Source organism: Gordonia sp. G4 (assembly GCF_057770005.1).
In genome coordinates, this window is sequence record NZ_CM173442.1 from 1,565,957 (window position 1) to 1,581,009 (window position 15,053).

Annotated in this window: 11 protein-coding genes; 5 read left to right on the forward strand and 6 right to left on the reverse strand. The window is 69.7% G+C overall.

Going from position 1 to position 15,053, the window contains the following annotated elements:
• Window positions 1-130: 130 nt before the first annotated feature.
• A complete protein-coding gene (locus AC3B5T_RS06915; RefSeq protein ID WP_055476380.1) occupies window positions 131-2,191 on the reverse strand; it encodes a CocE/NonD family hydrolase in 2,061 nt (686 codons plus the stop codon).
• A gap of 150 nt (window positions 2,192-2,341) precedes the next feature.
• On the reverse strand, window positions 2,342-2,935 hold the full coding sequence (locus AC3B5T_RS06920; protein WP_010843086.1) for a YqgE/AlgH family protein: 594 nt from the start codon (window positions 2,933-2,935) through the stop codon (window positions 2,342-2,344).
• 145 nt (window positions 2,936-3,080) lie between these two features.
• Between AC3B5T_RS06920 and AC3B5T_RS06925 the strand changes: the two genes are divergently transcribed.
• Complete coding sequence (locus AC3B5T_RS06925; RefSeq protein WP_055476379.1) at window positions 3,081-4,415, forward strand: MFS transporter; 1,335 nt, start codon at window positions 3,081-3,083, stop codon at window positions 4,413-4,415.
• Here AC3B5T_RS06925 and AC3B5T_RS06930 read toward each other — a convergent pair.
• On the reverse strand, window positions 4,396-4,953 hold the full coding sequence (locus tag AC3B5T_RS06930) for a hypothetical protein (protein ID WP_055476378.1): 558 nt from the start codon (window positions 4,951-4,953) through the stop codon (window positions 4,396-4,398). The two genes, AC3B5T_RS06925 and AC3B5T_RS06930, sit on opposite strands and share 20 nt — an antisense overlap.
• Window positions 4,954-5,075: 122 nt before the next feature.
• Here AC3B5T_RS06930 and AC3B5T_RS06935 point away from each other — a divergent pair, with 122 nt between their 5' ends.
• The gene (locus AC3B5T_RS06935) at window positions 5,076-6,167 is read left to right on the forward strand and encodes an aminotransferase class V-fold PLP-dependent enzyme (RefSeq protein WP_055476377.1); all 1,092 of its coding nucleotides are present in this window, start codon (window positions 5,076-5,078) and stop codon (window positions 6,165-6,167) included.
• 31 nt (window positions 6,168-6,198) lie between these two features.
• On the opposite strand, the gene AC3B5T_RS06940 is transcribed toward AC3B5T_RS06935, so the two are convergent.
• Together AC3B5T_RS06940 and AC3B5T_RS06945 are read right to left on the reverse strand one after the other, a co-directional pair.
• A complete protein-coding gene (locus tag AC3B5T_RS06940; RefSeq protein WP_055476376.1) occupies window positions 6,199-7,719 on the reverse strand; it encodes a glycerol-3-phosphate dehydrogenase/oxidase in 1,521 nt (506 codons plus the stop codon).
• A gap of 36 nt (window positions 7,720-7,755) precedes the next feature.
• Window positions 7,756-8,352, reverse strand: a complete 597-nt coding sequence (locus AC3B5T_RS06945) for a TetR/AcrR family transcriptional regulator (protein ID WP_014928711.1) — start codon at window positions 8,350-8,352, stop codon at window positions 7,756-7,758.
• Between the two features lie 50 nt (window positions 8,353-8,402).
• On the opposite strand from AC3B5T_RS06945, the gene AC3B5T_RS06950 reads away from it, so the two are divergent.
• Entirely contained in the window at window positions 8,403-9,311 is a 909-nt protein-coding gene (locus AC3B5T_RS06950) for a diacylglycerol/lipid kinase family protein (protein ID WP_035717519.1), read from the forward strand.
• Window positions 9,312-9,342: 31 nt separating this feature from the next.
• Here AC3B5T_RS06950 and AC3B5T_RS06955 read toward each other — a convergent pair whose 3' ends face one another.
• Window positions 9,343-10,758 (reverse strand): CCA tRNA nucleotidyltransferase, encoded by a 1,416-nt coding sequence (locus tag AC3B5T_RS06955; RefSeq protein WP_035717538.1) that lies wholly within the window; start codon window positions 10,756-10,758, stop codon window positions 9,343-9,345.
• Window positions 10,759-11,042: 284 nt separating this feature from the next.
• On the opposite strand from AC3B5T_RS06955, the gene AC3B5T_RS06960 reads away from it, so the two are divergent.
• Window positions 11,043-12,290 (forward strand): NUDIX hydrolase, encoded by a 1,248-nt coding sequence (locus AC3B5T_RS06960; protein ID WP_010843078.1) that lies wholly within the window; start codon window positions 11,043-11,045, stop codon window positions 12,288-12,290.
• Window positions 12,181-15,003 (forward strand): hypothetical protein, encoded by a 2,823-nt coding sequence (locus AC3B5T_RS06965; protein ID WP_488358464.1) that lies wholly within the window; start codon window positions 12,181-12,183, stop codon window positions 15,001-15,003. Before AC3B5T_RS06960 ends, AC3B5T_RS06965 begins: the two co-directional genes overlap by 110 nt.
• The last annotated feature ends 50 nt before the right edge of the window (window positions 15,004-15,053 follow it).

Genomic DNA, 15,053 nt, shown 5'->3' on the forward strand with positions numbered 1-15,053 from the left:
AGGGAGCTTGCGAGCGTCAAGAATGATTTCGCAACCTCGGTCGCCGGACCCTTCGTGACGCACCCTCCGCAAGCTCCGGGCGCTCCTCAGGGAGCAAAGGGGGTGGCCCTCCGCAAGCTCCGGGCGCTCCTCAGGGAGCAGAGGGGACGGGCCGGCCCACCGGTGTCGACAGCGGCAGGTTCACGAAGCTCGGCCGGTTCGGGTCGAGCTGGATGTGCTGCGGCCGCAGGCCCGACTCGTTCAGCAGCGGACGCAGCGGCAGTCCTCGCGGGAAGTTCATCGCGAACACGTCGACCCGCAGACGGTGCCCCGGCTTGATGAGAGCCTCCGTCGGCAGCAGACCGATGTCGACACTGACCGGACGGCCCGGCACGACGGGCTGGCGCGACGCCAGCGTCAGCTCGTAGAACGGGTCGATCACGTCACCGTTGGGCGCGAACTGCGATGCCGCCTCGTCGTACCCGCGCAGCGAGGCCATCACCTGACCGGAGGTGAGCACCTTCGACGTCCCGTCGGGGGCGACGTCGTTCAGGGTGGCGGTCCAGTAGCCGTCGGTGGCGTCGAGGACGGTGTTCAACCGCACGTTGGCGTACCCGGACACGCTGCGCGTCGTGGTCAGCGGGGGAGTGGTGAACGACAAGGCGGCGCGCTCGGAGATGCGTGCGTCGTCGGCGCAGAAGGGGAAGATCGCGAGTGCACCGGCCAGTTGCTGTGCGGCGTCGCGTGAACACATCGGTGCCAGGCCGGGCGCGATGGTCATCCGGGCCCGCGATGGGGAGGGCGCGGGCGTCAAGCTGCCGCCACGCACCGCATGCGCCGCGGTGCCGCTGCGCCGGTCGCCGAGATAGAGCCGCTGACGTTCCATACCGGCACGCGGGAACTGCTGCGCGGTGATCCACGAGTCGCCGACCTGCTTGAGGTTGACGGGCCCGTAGGAGTCGACCCCGTTGTCGATTCCCTTGAGCCACTTGTCGAACCACGCCTTCTGCAAGACGTCCAGCCGGGGCGGGGTGTTCCGCCGTCCCTCCTGGCCGCCGCCGATCGTGAGGTGATAGCCGTCGCCCATGATCAGTTGCTTCTTGCCGGGCGGCAGCGGGATGTTGTTGTACATCCGGACTTCGCTGTTCGTGAAGAGGTCGAACCACCCGCCGTAGATGAGCGTCGGCGTGGTGATGCGGTCGGCGTGGTCGAGCCACGACGACCGGGGTTCGGAGTTGTTGTCCAGCAACGCCTTCAGGTTCGGCGGCACCGACGGGATGTCGGGGGTCAGGAGCGCGGCGAACAGCTGCGGGTAGAAGGTGAAGGGGTCGGAGATCCGGTCCGCCAGCCACTTCCAGTCGAACGTGCCGTTCAGCATCGACGCGACGTTCGGGATCATCTTGGTGGTGTTGACCAATGTCAGCCACAGCGGCAGGAAGCCGACGCCGAGTGCGCCGCCCGGGGCGACGATGTCGCGGATGAGGTCGCCGCCCGGCTCGACCGGGAAGATCGCCTTGAGTGCTTCCGGGTTCTTGTTGGCGGCCTGGATCTGGTTGATCGCCGAGTACGACACCCCCGACATGCCGACCTTGCCGTTCGACCACCGCTGCTTCGACGCCCAGTCGATCACCTCGATGGTGTCGCGCTGTTCCCGCGACTGGAACACATCCCAGACCCCCTGCGAGAAACCGGTGCCCCGCACGTCCACGACGACCTGCGTGTACCCGCTGCGCACGAGGTCGAAGTCGACGAGGAAGGTCTTCGCGCCGCCGTCGCGGATCGTGTGTGCGATGTCGTTGATGCCGTCGATCGGCGTTCCGGACAGGTTGATCGACCGCGCGATCTGGAGGAGGTAGGGCTCGAGGACCGGGTTCTGCAGCACCGCCGATCCGACAGTGGTGATCAGCTTGGTGTACGGCGTCATGTTGACGATGACCGGCGTCTTCGTCGACGTGGGGCGCTCGCGGACGTCGGCCGGGCGGTACACGTTGGCCCGGAGCACCGTGCCGTCGCTCATCCGGATCGGCACGTCCCAGGTGACGTTGACGCCGGCGTACGGTTGCGGGCCGTCATGGCTCGCCGCCCATCGCGCCGCATCGGCACCGCCGCTCGGTCCGGCCGGCGCGGCGCCGGCCACCGCGATCGGCGCAACCAGCGCGACCACCGCGAGGACCACCCAGACCAGAACCCGAGCACTCTTCGACCCGCTCATGCACACCCCCGCATGTCATGCGCTGGAGAAACAAACGGTTCATCCAGCGAGCTTGTGACCAAGCCGACAACAACCTAACACCTCGTTCGTGACCTGGATCACGGGGTGTCTCAGGGAATGCTCAGCATCACCGACACGGCCGTGCGGGGCTCAGTTCAGGCTGAGATCGATCGGGTGGGTCGCGAGGAGGGGTTTGGGCCAGGCCTGCCTGCGCAGGACGTCGAACCACACGTCCGACGCCGGCGGCGCGAGCAGATCGCGGGGGAGTGCCGACGCGATCATCCAGCTGAACTGGTCGAGTTCGTCGTCGAGCTGCCCGATTCCCCAGCCGCTGTACCCCGCGAAGATCCGGACGCCCTCCAGGACGTCGGCGAGAGGTTCGGGGTCGGCGTCGAGGTCCACGAGGACGACCCGGCCGTCCACCGGGCGCAGAGCAGGCACGTCGTCGATGTCGGTGCCGGGTTTGACCACACCCAGGCACAGGGCGGCCTCTTGATTCACGGGTCCGCCGACGTAGAGGGCGCGCGGCGACGCCGCGATGTCGGTCCATTGCGGCAGCAGATTGTGCACGGCGGTCTGGCTCATCCGGTTGAGGATGACGCCCAGGCTGCCCGACTCGTTGTGCTCGATGACGTAGATGACAGTCCGCGCGAAGGTGGGCTCGACGAGGTCGGTCGACGCGATCAGCGCGGTACCGGGACGCACCCGCGGCGTGGGGTCGGCGTCCCAGGGGACTCCGGGCATACGTGCACCACCACCGCTGCCCGCCGAGTGCTCTCCGGGGCGGAATTCCGGTGTGGGGTCGTCTGCGTCTTCACCTCCGGCCACCCGACCATCATCGCACGTCCGTGCCCGGCGAGGTCCATCGTCGGCTCGGTACCCTGGATCAGTGAGCAGCGCCCAGGTGACCCGCGACCAACGCGGGTGGTCGGTGTTCATCCATTCCCTCCGATCCTCACCGGGATTGGGCCGCTTGTTGTCGGTCCGTCTGTCGAGTCAGATCACCGACGGCATCTTCCAGGCCGCGCTGGTCGGCAGCATTCTCTTCAACCCCGAGCGTCACGCCGACCCACTCGCGGTGGCCGGCGGTCTTGCGGTTCTCCTGCTGCCGTATTCGCTGATCGGCCCGTTCGCGGGGGCGTTGCTCGACCACTGGGATCGACGCAACGTGCTGCTGTATGCGAACCTCCTGCGCGGGCTGATCATCGGGCTCGTCGCACTGGCGGTCGCCTCCGGCGCACCCGACGTCGTGGTGCTGATCTCCGCGCTCGCCGCGACGGGCGCGAGCCGGTTCGTGGCCGCCGGTCTGTCCGCCGGGTTGCCGCACGTCGCGCGGCGCGAGGTGCTCGTGGCCACCAACGCGCTGTTCACGACACTGGGCGGCGCGATGCTCACCGTCGGGCTCGGCGTCACACTGGGACTGCGCGCGATCTTCGGCGACGACAACGTCGGCAGTGCACTCACCATGCTCGCCGGGATCGTGCTGGCCGTCGTCTCCGGCGGGCTGGCACACGGGTTCCGTCCGCTGCAGCTCGGACCCGACGAGCCCGACGATCCGGGCCGATCGGCGCTGCACGCGGTCTCCGTCGGGCTGTGGCACGGCGCTCGAGCCGTCCGGCACCACAAGACCGTGGCCGCCGCACTGTCGGCGATCGGAGCCCATCGGCTCGTGTTCGGGATGAACACACTCATGATCCTGGTGCTGACGCGCCAGATGGGTCCCGGCGACGGTGTCGACCGGGTCAGCGTGGTCATCGGGTTCACCGGCGCCGGGGCGCTTCTCGCCGCCGTCATCACGCCGATCGCGGTGGCACGGGTGGGTCGGTACGTGACGCTCCTCGTCGCCCTGGGCGTCGGGGCCGTCGCGGAGCTGTCGGTGCTGAGCTTCGAGTTCGCGGTGATCTGCGGTTCGGCGTTCGTGCTCGGGCTCATCGGCCAGGTCGCGAAGCTGTGTGGTGACGTGGCCATGCAGGTCGACGTCGGCGACGCGGTGCGCGGCCAGGTCTTCTCGGTCCAGGACGCGGTGTTCAACATCGCCTACGTGGGCGCGGTGACCGTCGCGGCCCTCGCGATCCCCGACGACGGCCAGGCGGTCGGGCTGGTGGTGCTCGGGGTGGTGTTGTACCTGGTCGGGATGCTCGTGGTGCGCCTCCTGCATCCACGCGGGCACTGGTCCGCCGATCCCACGACGGTGCGGACGACCGTCACCGACCCCGCCGCGTGAACCGCGGATCCCGTCGGTCGTAGGCAGCGTCGGCGACCCCATCTCCGTTCACGTCCACCAGCGCCACATCGTGACCGCCGTCGGCGTCGGCATCCACGTACAGGCGTTCGCCGACGATCCGGCCACCCCGATCGGCTCCCACGATCTCCGCGTCGGGGTCACCATCGTCGTCGAGGTCGACCCGGGTGACGTGCGCCGCCGGCGACTCCGTGGTCCGCTCGGGCGCGTCGTGTCGCGGTACCGGCTCATCGAGTTCGAGCCGCGCGACAGGCCGGTCCCAGAGACCGGCCCCGGAGTCGCGGTAGAAGGCCTCGGGTCCGGCATCGTCATCGACGTCGAGCGCGGCGACATCGGCGACACCGTCCGCGTCGGTGTCCCACATCGCGTCGTCACGACGTCCGTCGCCGTCGAAGTCGAGCGCGACGGCATTCTCGGTGCCCCCGCCCGGTGTCTCCCCGAGGATGAGGTCGGCCGGCGAGAACCAGCGCGTCATCGAACCGTCGCCGGGCCCGAAGAAGTACTCGATCACCGGCTCCATGGGTTCTTGGACGCAGGGGGACCCTGTCCGGTTCCCCCGGGACGGAACACACCCCGGACAATGCGTCACCCACACCACCCGCGTGGTGACCCAGCACACGACCACCCGGTAGGTTGTGGCCCATGTATGTCAGCGATCTCGGCGAGCAGTGGCACGCGGCCCGGCTCGAACCAGCCCTGGCACATCTCGACTCTGCTTCGGCGGGCCGCTCGTCGTATGCGCTGATCGGCGCGATGACCGCGCACCTGTGGCGGGAGACCGAACGCGGCTCCTATGTCGCCGCTGACGACCGCGCCGACGAGATCGCGCGCGACACAAGGAATCTCGCTGCTCTGATCGGCCACACAGGCGACGAAATCGTCTTCCGCGAGAGCGCCCGCGCCGCGCTGCGTGCGCTTCTCACCCATTGGAGCCTCCCCGTCACCTCGACGGTGTGGGTGGCCAAGAACGAATTCGGGCCCAACCTCGAGGAGTTCGAGCGCCGCGGCTACGCGGTACGGACGATGCCCGACGGCGACGTCTACGGTCACGTCGACACCGACGCACTCGAGAACATGCTGCAATTCGATCAGCCGGACTTCATCCACGTCTGCCACATCGGCTCGATGTCCGGTGTGGTGCAGCCGGTCACGCGGATCGTCGAACTCGCACACCGGGCCGGCGTGCCCGTCGTGGTGGACATGGCGCAGTCGGTGGGTCACGTCCCCACCGTCACCGGCGCCGACGTGGTCTACGGCACCAGCCGTAAATGGCTCACCGGCCCGCGTGGCGTCGGGTTCGTCGCGGTACGCCGAGACTCGTTGCGGCCGGTCCACATCGACGGTTCCGATGCGTTCATCGCCGGACGACTCGGACTCGGTGTCGCCGTGCGCGAGCTGCTCGAGATCGGTCAGCAGCGCGTCTTCCGCGAACTCGCGAAGATCGGTCAGGCCACCCGGGAACGGCTCCACGGCATCGCGAGCTGGGAGGTGCTCGAACCACTCGACGAGCCGTCCGCGATCGTCACCCTCGCACCACCGCCCGGGTGGCAGTTCGACGACATCGCCGCCGCCCGCGACAAGTTGCTCTCACTCGGCGTCCTGGTCACCGCCGCCGACACCTGGCGCGCGCCGCTCGCGACCGAACACCCGGTCCTCCGGATCAGCCCGCATCTCGACGTGCGCAGAGCCGACCTCGACCGCGTCGCCGACGCCTTGCGCACGATGGGTTACTGACACACCCGGGAACGCCTCGACACCGGACTCCTCACCCGAGGACCTCGCCGACGATCCGCTCGATCTCCGGGCGGGCCGCGTCGGCGTCGCGGCGGACGAGTCCGATCCGCGTGCGCCGGTGCAGGATGTCGTCGGCGTCGAGAGCCCCTTCGTGGGTCATCGCGAACTCGATCTCGGCGCGGGTCACATCGATGCCGGTGACGATCGGGTCCAGGGGACGGTCGAGTGTGGCGGCGTCCACGACCGCGGGGGCCTCACCGCCGAAGCGCTGCACCAACGACGACGGCAGACCGTGCTCGCGCGGGCTCCGCAGCGCCCCGACCAGCGGCGTCGTGGTCGTGACGCAGTCTCCGGCGGACAGATCGGTGGTCGCCAGCGCGGCGTCGACGGCGTCCTGTGCCATGCGCCGGTAGGTGGTGAGCTTGCCGCCGAGGACGCTGACGAGGCCATCGCCGCGGACACCGACGTGGTGCTGCCGCGAGACATCGGCCAGGGCGTCGGCGTCACGGCCGCCGCGGGTGTCGACGAGCGGTCGCAGACCGGCGAACGTGCCGACGATGTCCGAGCGGTCGAGTGGTCGCGCGAGCGCGGGATTGATCGCATCGAGAAGGAAGTCGATCTCCGCCTCGTCCGGCGTCGGGACGTCCGGGATGGGCCCCGGCGCGGCGACGTCGGTGATACCGACGTATACACGTCCCAGCTGGGCCGGTATCGCGAAGACGAACCGCGACACCGAGGTGCCCAGCGGGCACATCAGGGCGGCGTCGGGAAACCCCAGCCTGGCCGCGTCGATGACGAGATGCGTTCCGCGACTGGGATGTACGGCGATGGCATCGTCGACACCACCGGACCAGACGCCGGTGGCGTTCACGACCATCCGGGCGCCGACGTCGAAACTCTCACCCGTCTCTCGGTCGGTCAGGGTGGCCCCGCGGCCGTCCACGCGGTCGGCCCGGACGCGGGTGCAGATCGACGCGCCGTAACCCGCGGCCGTCCGCGCGAGGGCGACGACCAGCCGCGCGTCGTCGATGAGCTGACCGTCGGCGGCGGAGATCCCGCCGCGCAAGCCGTCGGGCGACACGGCCGGGCAACGGCCGAGCGTCTCCAGCGCCGACAGCCGTGAGGGTGGGGGCAACAACGAGTCCGGGGTACCCGCGTTGCGTCGGAGGATGTCCCCCGTTCGGAGTCCCAAACGGATGATCGAGCTGTGCCGGCCGCCGCGATCGGGGATGATCTGCCGAAGGGGGGCGATCAGATGCGGGGCTATGGCGGTCATCAGGTGGTGACGTTCGATGGCGCTCTCGCGCGCGATCCGGAGCTCGCCCCTCGCCAGGTACCGCAGGCCGCCGTGGACGAGCTTGCTGCTCCATCGCGAGGTGCCCGCTGCCAGATCGTCCTTCTCGACGAGAGCCACGCGCAGCCCCCGGGTGGCGGCGTCGAGCGCCACACCGACGCCGGTGACGCCACCTCCGATGACCAGCAGGTCGAGGGGCTCACCGGACGCGAGACGGTCCAGCGCACGGCGGCGCGTGCCGGCGGACAGGGTCGCCATCAGGAACTCACCACCGTGACATCGGCACTCACGCCGTCATCCGTTGGCGCCCGGACCGACCGGCCGCAGGTAACCGGCCAGCATCTCGTGCAGTTCGACGCTCCACCCCTCCGCGAGGATGTCGGACACCAGCGCTCCGGACTGCAGGAACGACTGCGCGATCAGCAGCACCATCGCCGCCATGCGCTTGGCGTCGCCCGCACGCACCTGACGCCGTTCCTGACCCGCCGACAGCATGTCCGCGAGAATCGCGAGAATCCCCTGCTGGCTCGTACCGAGACGCTCGAAGACGTACGGCGACATGAAGTCTCGCTGCTCGCGCCACAGCGAGGCGATCAGTTCGTCGTCCCGGAGCGCGCCGACCACCGACACCACCCGGGCGACGAGCGCCTCCAGGTCGGCGGGTTCGCCGGCCCCGCCGATGGCCTCCTCGACCACCCCGAGGACCTCGCGGGTCAACAGAGCGCGGATGATCTCGGTGATGTCGGGCCAGCGGCGGTACACGGTGGGTCGACTGACGCCTGCTTGTCGGGCCACCTCGGAGACAGTCACCTTGCGTCCGCCGCTTCGCAGCAGACAGCTCCGTGCTGCATCCAGAACGAGATCGCCGATCTCCTCGTTACGGATTGCCATGATGTGTAACACTGTAACGGATCACTTGAACGGCGGGGGGGCCGACTCATATGACTATCGAACACGCCACACTCGTGGCCAGTCCGTACGCGCGTCACGGAGCAGGACTCCGTGTAGCCCATGATGCCGCAGAACTTCTGCGCGCCCGGGACGTGGAGGTGGAGATCATCGTCGGCGAGGACGTCGCCGACGCCGCCGACCTCGCGGGCAAGGCAGCCCGGGGAGACACCGACGTCATCGTCGTCGTGGGGGGCGACGGCACGGTGCGTCTGGCGGTCGAGGCCACCATCGGCTCCGGCAAACCACTGGCCGTCATCCCGGCCGGCAGCGGGAACGACTTCGCCCGCAACCTCGGCATCCCGCTCGATCCGGCGGACGCCGTCGAGGTCATCCTCGCCGGTCACCGGCGAGCGATCGACCTCGGACGCGTCAGCTTCCCGGACGGCCAGACCGCGCTGTTCAGCACGGTCGCCGCCACCGGATTCGACGCAGCCGTCACCGCGCGGGCCATCGACATGCGCCGCCCGCGCGGACAATCCCGGTATACGATCGCGGCGCTGCTCGAACTACTCGCGCTGCGGTCGCGCCACTACCAGGTCCGCGTCGACGACCACGCCGTCGAATCCGACCTCATCTTCGCCGCGATCGGCAACACCACGTCATACGGCGGCGGTATGAAGATCACACCTGCGGCTTCCATCACCGACGGCCAGCTCGACGTGACACTCGCGCTGACCCCGCCGCGGATGGCCCGCTGGACGATCGCTCGCGTCTTCCCGAAGGTGTTCTCGGGCAAGCACATCGGCAGCCCGAACGTACGGACGATGCGCGGCGCGGAGGTCGAACTCTACTGCGACCCGCCGGCCCTCGTGTCGGTCGACGGTGACCTCGTCGGACAGCTGCCCGCCGTCTTCGAGGCGGTACCCCACGCGATCGAGGTGTTCGCACCCGCGAGCTGAACGCGGCGGGTCCACCGTCGGCACAGACTGGTCAGTTCCCGCCGCGGGCCGCCCACCATTCCCGCAGGGCGTCCTCCGCCTCGTCGCGGCTCAGGGGGCCGCGGTCGAGTCGAAGTTCCTTGAGGTGACGCCACGCCTGGCCGACGATCGGGCCGGGCGGCACGCCGAGGAGTTCCATGATGGCGTTGCCGTCGAGGTCGGGTCGAACCTTCTCGAGGTTCTCGGCCGCCTGCAGGGCGGCGATCCGCTGCTCGAGATCGTCGTAGTTCTGCTGCAGTCGCCGGGCGCGCCGCTTGTTGCGAGTGGTGCAGTCGGCGCGCACGAGTTTGTTCAGTCTGTCCAGCAGGGGACCGGCGTCGGTGACGTACCGACGGACAGCCGAATCGGTCCACGCGCCGTCGCCGTACCCGTGAAACCGCAGGTGCAGGAAGACCAGTTGCGCGACGTCGGCCACCACCGCCTTCGGGTACTTCAGAGTCCGCATCCGTTTGCGCACCATCTTCGCGCCCACCACCTCGTGATGGTGGAAGCTGACGCCGCCCCCCGGTTCGTGGCGGCGCGTCGCGGGTTTGCCGATGTCGTGCAGCAGGGCTGCCCAGCGCAACACCAGGTCCGGATCGCCGTCCTCGAGGTCGATGGCCTGGCGGAGCACGGTCAGCGAATGCTGGTAGACGTCCTTGTGCTGATGGTGCTCGTCGATGGTGAGCTTCATCCCCGGCACCTCGGGCAGCACCCGCTCGGCCAGACCGGTCTCGACCATGGCGTCGATCGCCTCGATCGGGAACTCGCCGCAGATCAGTTTGTCCAGCTCGGTGCGGATGCGTTCGACGGTGATGCGATCGATCTCACCGTTCATCTCGGTGATGGCCTGCCACACCCGCGGAGCGAGCCGGAATCCGAGCTGGGAGACGAACCGAACCGCACGCAGCATCCGGAGCGGGTCGTCGCCGAAGGACTGCTCGGGGGTCGCCGGGGTGTCGATGATCCCCGACAGCAGTGCGTTCAGACCGTCCAGCGGGTCCCGGAAATCCTGGGCCCCCGACGAACCGATCTGCACCGCCATCGCGTTCACGGTGAAGTCGCGTCGGATCAGATCGTCCTCGAGCGAGGTGCCGAAGGTGACTTCGGGATTACGACTGACCTGGTCATACGTGTCCGCCCGAAACGTCGTGATCTCGATCAGGTGATCGCCCTTGCGGACCCCGACCGTGCCGAACTCGATGCCGACGTCCCAGAACGCGTCGGCCCAGCCCCGGAGCAGCTGGGAGACCGCTTCCGGACGCGCGTCGGTCGTGAAGTCGAGGTCGTTGCCGAGACGGCCGAGGACGGCGTCGCGCACCGAGCCGCCCACCAGGTACAGCTCGTGGCCCGCGGTCTCGAACAGTTCGCCGAGGGGCACGAGGACATCGTCGAGTCCGCGCAGCGCGATCGCGGCGGAGGCGAGCAGGCGCGTGCGCCGTTCCGGGTCGCTCGCACCGGTCCGCCCGTCCGAGCGCGCCGTGTCCGATGGGACCGCCCCATTCGGTGAGGGCCCAGACGCCGCCGCCCCGGACGAGGATGTGTCGTTCACGGCTTGTCACCCTACCGTCGTGACCCGCGCCGACGACGCCGCACAGTTCGTCGCCGACCGCTCATACACCTCCGGCGCACCCCCGAGGCGGGATTCCACAACCTACGCGTCCTGGGAGGCGTCCGGACAAACTGCAGGTGACCAGCCGCTAGCATCGTGGAGTGTCCACCGATTCCTCGACCAACCCTTCAGACGTCAGCGGCGTCTCGTCGGGTGCGCACGGCGAGGGCGGCGGACAGGGCGACCAGAACCCCGCCGGCCAGGGCCGCCGTGCCCGGCGCGGCCGTCGACGCCGGGGCCGTCGCAAATCCGAGGCGCGAGGTACCTCGGCGGCGCACACCCCGGCTTCGCACAAGCAGAGCGGTCATCCGCAGTCCTCGAATACACAGCCGAAGAACAAACAGCCGAATCCCGCTCAGGCGGGTTCCCGGCCGGGCCACAAACCGGGTTCGCCCAATCCGGCCTCCGAACCGGCGCCCTCGACGCACCACCCGACACCCAACGACCTCGCACGCGCCCGCGCCTCCGATCCCGCATGCCCGGACCCGGTCGAGGCCGAACCCGTCGACAAACTCCCCGTCGATCCCGACCGCGCGCGGCCCCGTGTCACGCCACCCAAGCCCTCGGACATGGTCGCCGTCAGCGCCAAGCTGACCAAGACCGGCGTGGCCCAGGCGGGGTCGGCTCAGGCCGGCGGCAAGGCGTCGAAGGGACGACGACGCGCGTCGCGAACCGACCGCGGATCCGAGCGTCCCGCCGCCGAGCGCGCGCATTCCGACCGCGCGGGCAACGAGAAGCTCCGGACGGTGCGCGAGACCTCTGCGGGTGGTCTGGTCATCTCCGACCTCGACCTCCCCGTCGATCAGTTGTCGGCTGCGCTCATCGGCCGGGTCGACCGGCGGGGTCGCACCATGTGGTCGTTGCCCAAGGGCCACATCGAGACCGGCGAGACCGCCGAGCAGACCGCGATCCGCGAAGTCGAGGAAGAGACCGGTATCCAGGGCACGGTGGTGGCCCCGCTCGGCAAGATCGACTACTGGTTCGTCAGCGAGGGGCGACGAATCCACAAGACGGTGCACCACTACCTTCTGCGGTGCATCGGCGGCGAACTCTCCGACGCCGACTACGAGGTGTCCGAGGTGGCCTGGGTGCCGTTGCACGAGCTCCCGCGTCGCCTCACGTACTCTGACGAGCGACGACTCGCCCGGATGGCCCGCGGCGTGATCGCCGAACTCGCCGCCGACCCGACCCGGCTGGCCCAGTCCGAGGCCGAGAGCATTCGCACCGAACCCAACGCCTATGAGAAAGCCGCCGCCGCGCGCAACCAGCGCCGTAACGAGCCGCCGCCCCCGGCTCGTCCTCGTCGGCGCCGACGCCGTCCTCGACGGCCAGCGGCAGGCGATGGCTGACCCGCGCCCGTCCTCCGCCGCACCCCGTTCGTCCCGACCTTTCGCGCTGTCGCGTGCGACGCGGTCCGGCGCGGCCGCGGCACTGGCCGTTGTCCTGGCGGTCCTCGGTCTGACGGTCCTGTCCGGTGCGGCGGGTTCGGCGTCGGCGGCGCCGGAGACGAGCACCAGCGGGTCCGACACCGGTTCCGACACGCCGGATCAGGAGTCTCCGAGCAGGTTCGCCCGCATCGTGATCGACTCGATGACGCCGAGCATCGTGACCACGACGAGCCGGCCGGTCGTCACCGTCAGCGGCCGCGTCGACAACGTCGGCGACCGGTCCATCACCGACCTCACCATCCGGCTCGAGCGCGGGGACCCGGTCGCGTCCGCCGCCGGACTGCGCACCGATCTGGCCGACGACGATCCGGCGGTCGCGGTGGCCGGTCCGTTCGAGAATCTCTCCGACTCGCTCGCACCTGGCGAGAGCGTCGGGTTCCGCATGTCGATGGCGCTCTCGTCGAGCAACGGTCCCGACGGCCAGGGCCTGGCCATCTCCCGGACCGGTGTGTACCCGATGCAGGTCAACGTCAACGGCACCCCCGAGTACGGCGACACCGCGCAGGTCGCGGGATCACGAATGCTGTTACCGGTACTGTCCCTGCCGCCCGACGACACCCGGGCCGCCGGGTACGTCGACCCGTCCACGGAGTACTCCGACACCGACCCGGTCACCGGTCTGGGACCGGACGGCTCGGTGTCGGCGAACCTGTCGAGTCCGGCGCGCATGACCATGCTGTGGCCGTTGGCCGCGCCGCCGCAGCTCGCACCCGGTGTGCTCGGCGGCAACACCGAACCGGTCCGGCTGATCAACGAGAACCTGGCGCGATCCGTCGCCGACGGTGGGCGGCTCGACGAGCTGCTGACCTCCCTGCAGAAGGTCGTCGGCGAACCCCCGCCCGCGAAGTCGGATTCGGCCACGTCGGACGCTCCCCCGTCCGAGACATCGGAGAGCCCGGAACCCGGCGCCCTACCGGGGTCGGAGAAACTTTCCGACAGCATGTGCCTCGCCATCGATCCCGACCTCCTCGTCACGGTGCGCGCGATGTCACTGGGATATGAGGTGTCCGACAATCCCGCCGACCCCAGGTCGTCGACCCGCCCGGGCAGCGGCGCCGAGGCGGCCGGCCGCTGGCTCGACACCCTGCGCTGGACCGCACAGCGGATGTGCGTGGTGGCGCTGCCGTATGCGCAGGCGGATCTGAACTCGTTGTCCCGGATCGGCAACGCCGGACTCACCGAGGCCGCGCTGCGCTCGCCGGCCGACATCGTCGACACCGTGCTCGGCGTCCGGAGCGTCCGCGGTCTGTCGATACCGGCCCTCGGCGCCATCGACTCCGACGGCGCGGCGACGCTGACCGCCGCACAGCTCGCCGCGACCGCGGTGTCGTCGAACTCCGTCGCACCGACCGGTCGCCGCGACGACACCGGCCGCTACCGGATCGGCGAACTCGCGGCGCAGACCTACGACGCACCCGTCACGGCGTCCTTCGCGGCCATCGGTACCGCACCGTCCACCCCCGCGCTGACGCCACCCGATCAGCGAGTCGACCTGTCCGACGAGTCCGAGGGGAGCCGGCGTCAGAGTGCGATCGGCGCGCTGGCGTATCCGGCGATCGCCGCTCCGGAGTCCGATCCGGCGGGGTCAGACGCCCGGCCGTCGCCCCGCGACCCGGTCGTCGGCAGATCGGCGTTTCTCGTGCCGCCGACGTACTGGTCACCGACCGGCGCGGACGCCGAAGCCCTGTTCACCACCGCGCGCCTGCTGCTCGAGTCCGGTGCGGCGACCCCGACGCCGCTGGCGACGCTCGTCTCCGAACTCGGGTCCGCGCCCGAGCAGGCACGACTGATCGACCCGCCCGGGGTGGGACCGATCAGTCGCATCGGGTCGGTGCTGACGACCGACGCGACCGCATCGATCCGGCGCAATGTCGAGGACAGCTGGCAGTTCGAGGGCGCCCTGGTGCGCTCGGCGGACGTCGCCGCGACCCCCGAGCGCTACATGTCCCCGCTGCGCGAGGACCAGTTGCGCGCGATCCGCTCGCCGGACGCGTGGGGTTCGGCCGTCTACACGCACTTGCGACGGACGCAGACCGAACGCATCGACGCGGTGTCGTCGACCCTGCACCGGATGGCCCAGTCGGTCACGATCCTCGATCCCGGCGGTCGCTACACGCTGGCCTCCGAACGCAGTCCGCTGCTGCTGGTCGTGAAGAACGACCTCGCCCTGCCGGTGCGTGCCCGGATCACCACGTCCGAGCCGGCCGACATCGAGATCGGCGACCTCGGCGTCATCGAGATCCCGGCCCGCGGCACCCGACAGATCCAGCTGCCCACACAGGGGGAGACGTCCGAGGCGATCAGTGTCGAGATCCGGCTGTCGACGGTCACCGGTGTGCCGCTCGGTGAGTCGATCAGTCTGTCCGTGCACACCAATGCGTACGGCAAACCGCTCTTCTACATCACGATTCTCGCCGCGGCGGCGCTCGTCCTGCTCACCGCACGCCGACTGTGGCATCGTTTCCGCGGCCAGCCCGATCCCGCCGATGCCGATCGTCCCGAACCCGACGAACTCGAGCGGATGCTCGCCGGAAGCGGGTATCAGGAACGACGCCGTACCCTGCAGAGCGAGGGTCGGATGCCTGGCGAGGAACCGGGCGATGACCCCTCATGACCGACATCAGACGACCCGAGGACGGCGGCAGAAGCGACGTGACCTGGAAC

Bases quoted from the DNA above. Each gene is read 5' to 3' on its own strand.
- AC3B5T_RS06935 (WP_055476377.1), top strand. From the start codon at position 5,076: ATGTATGTCAGCGATCTCGGCGAGCAGTGGCACGCGGCCCGGCTCGAA.
- AC3B5T_RS06965 (WP_488358464.1), top strand. From the start codon at position 12,181: ATGAGAAAGCCGCCGCCGCGCGCAACCAGCGCCGTAACGAGCCGCCGC.
- AC3B5T_RS06950 (WP_035717519.1), top strand. From the start codon at position 8,403: ATGACTATCGAACACGCCACACTCGTGGCCAGTCCGTACGCGCGTCAC.
- AC3B5T_RS06945 (WP_014928711.1), bottom strand. From the start codon at position 8,352: ATGGCAATCCGTAACGAGGAGATCGGCGATCTCGTTCTGGATGCAGCA.
- AC3B5T_RS06920 (WP_010843086.1), bottom strand. From the start codon at position 2,935: ATGCCCGGAGTCCCCTGGGACGCCGACCCCACGCCGCGGGTGCGTCCC.
- AC3B5T_RS06915 (WP_055476380.1), bottom strand. From the start codon at position 2,191: ATGAGCGGGTCGAAGAGTGCTCGGGTTCTGGTCTGGGTGGTCCTCGCG.
- AC3B5T_RS06940 (WP_055476376.1), bottom strand. From the start codon at position 7,719: ATGGCGACCCTGTCCGCCGGCACGCGCCGCCGTGCGCTGGACCGTCTC.
- AC3B5T_RS06930 (WP_055476378.1), bottom strand. From the start codon at position 4,953: ATGGAGCCGGTGATCGAGTACTTCTTCGGGCCCGGCGACGGTTCGATG.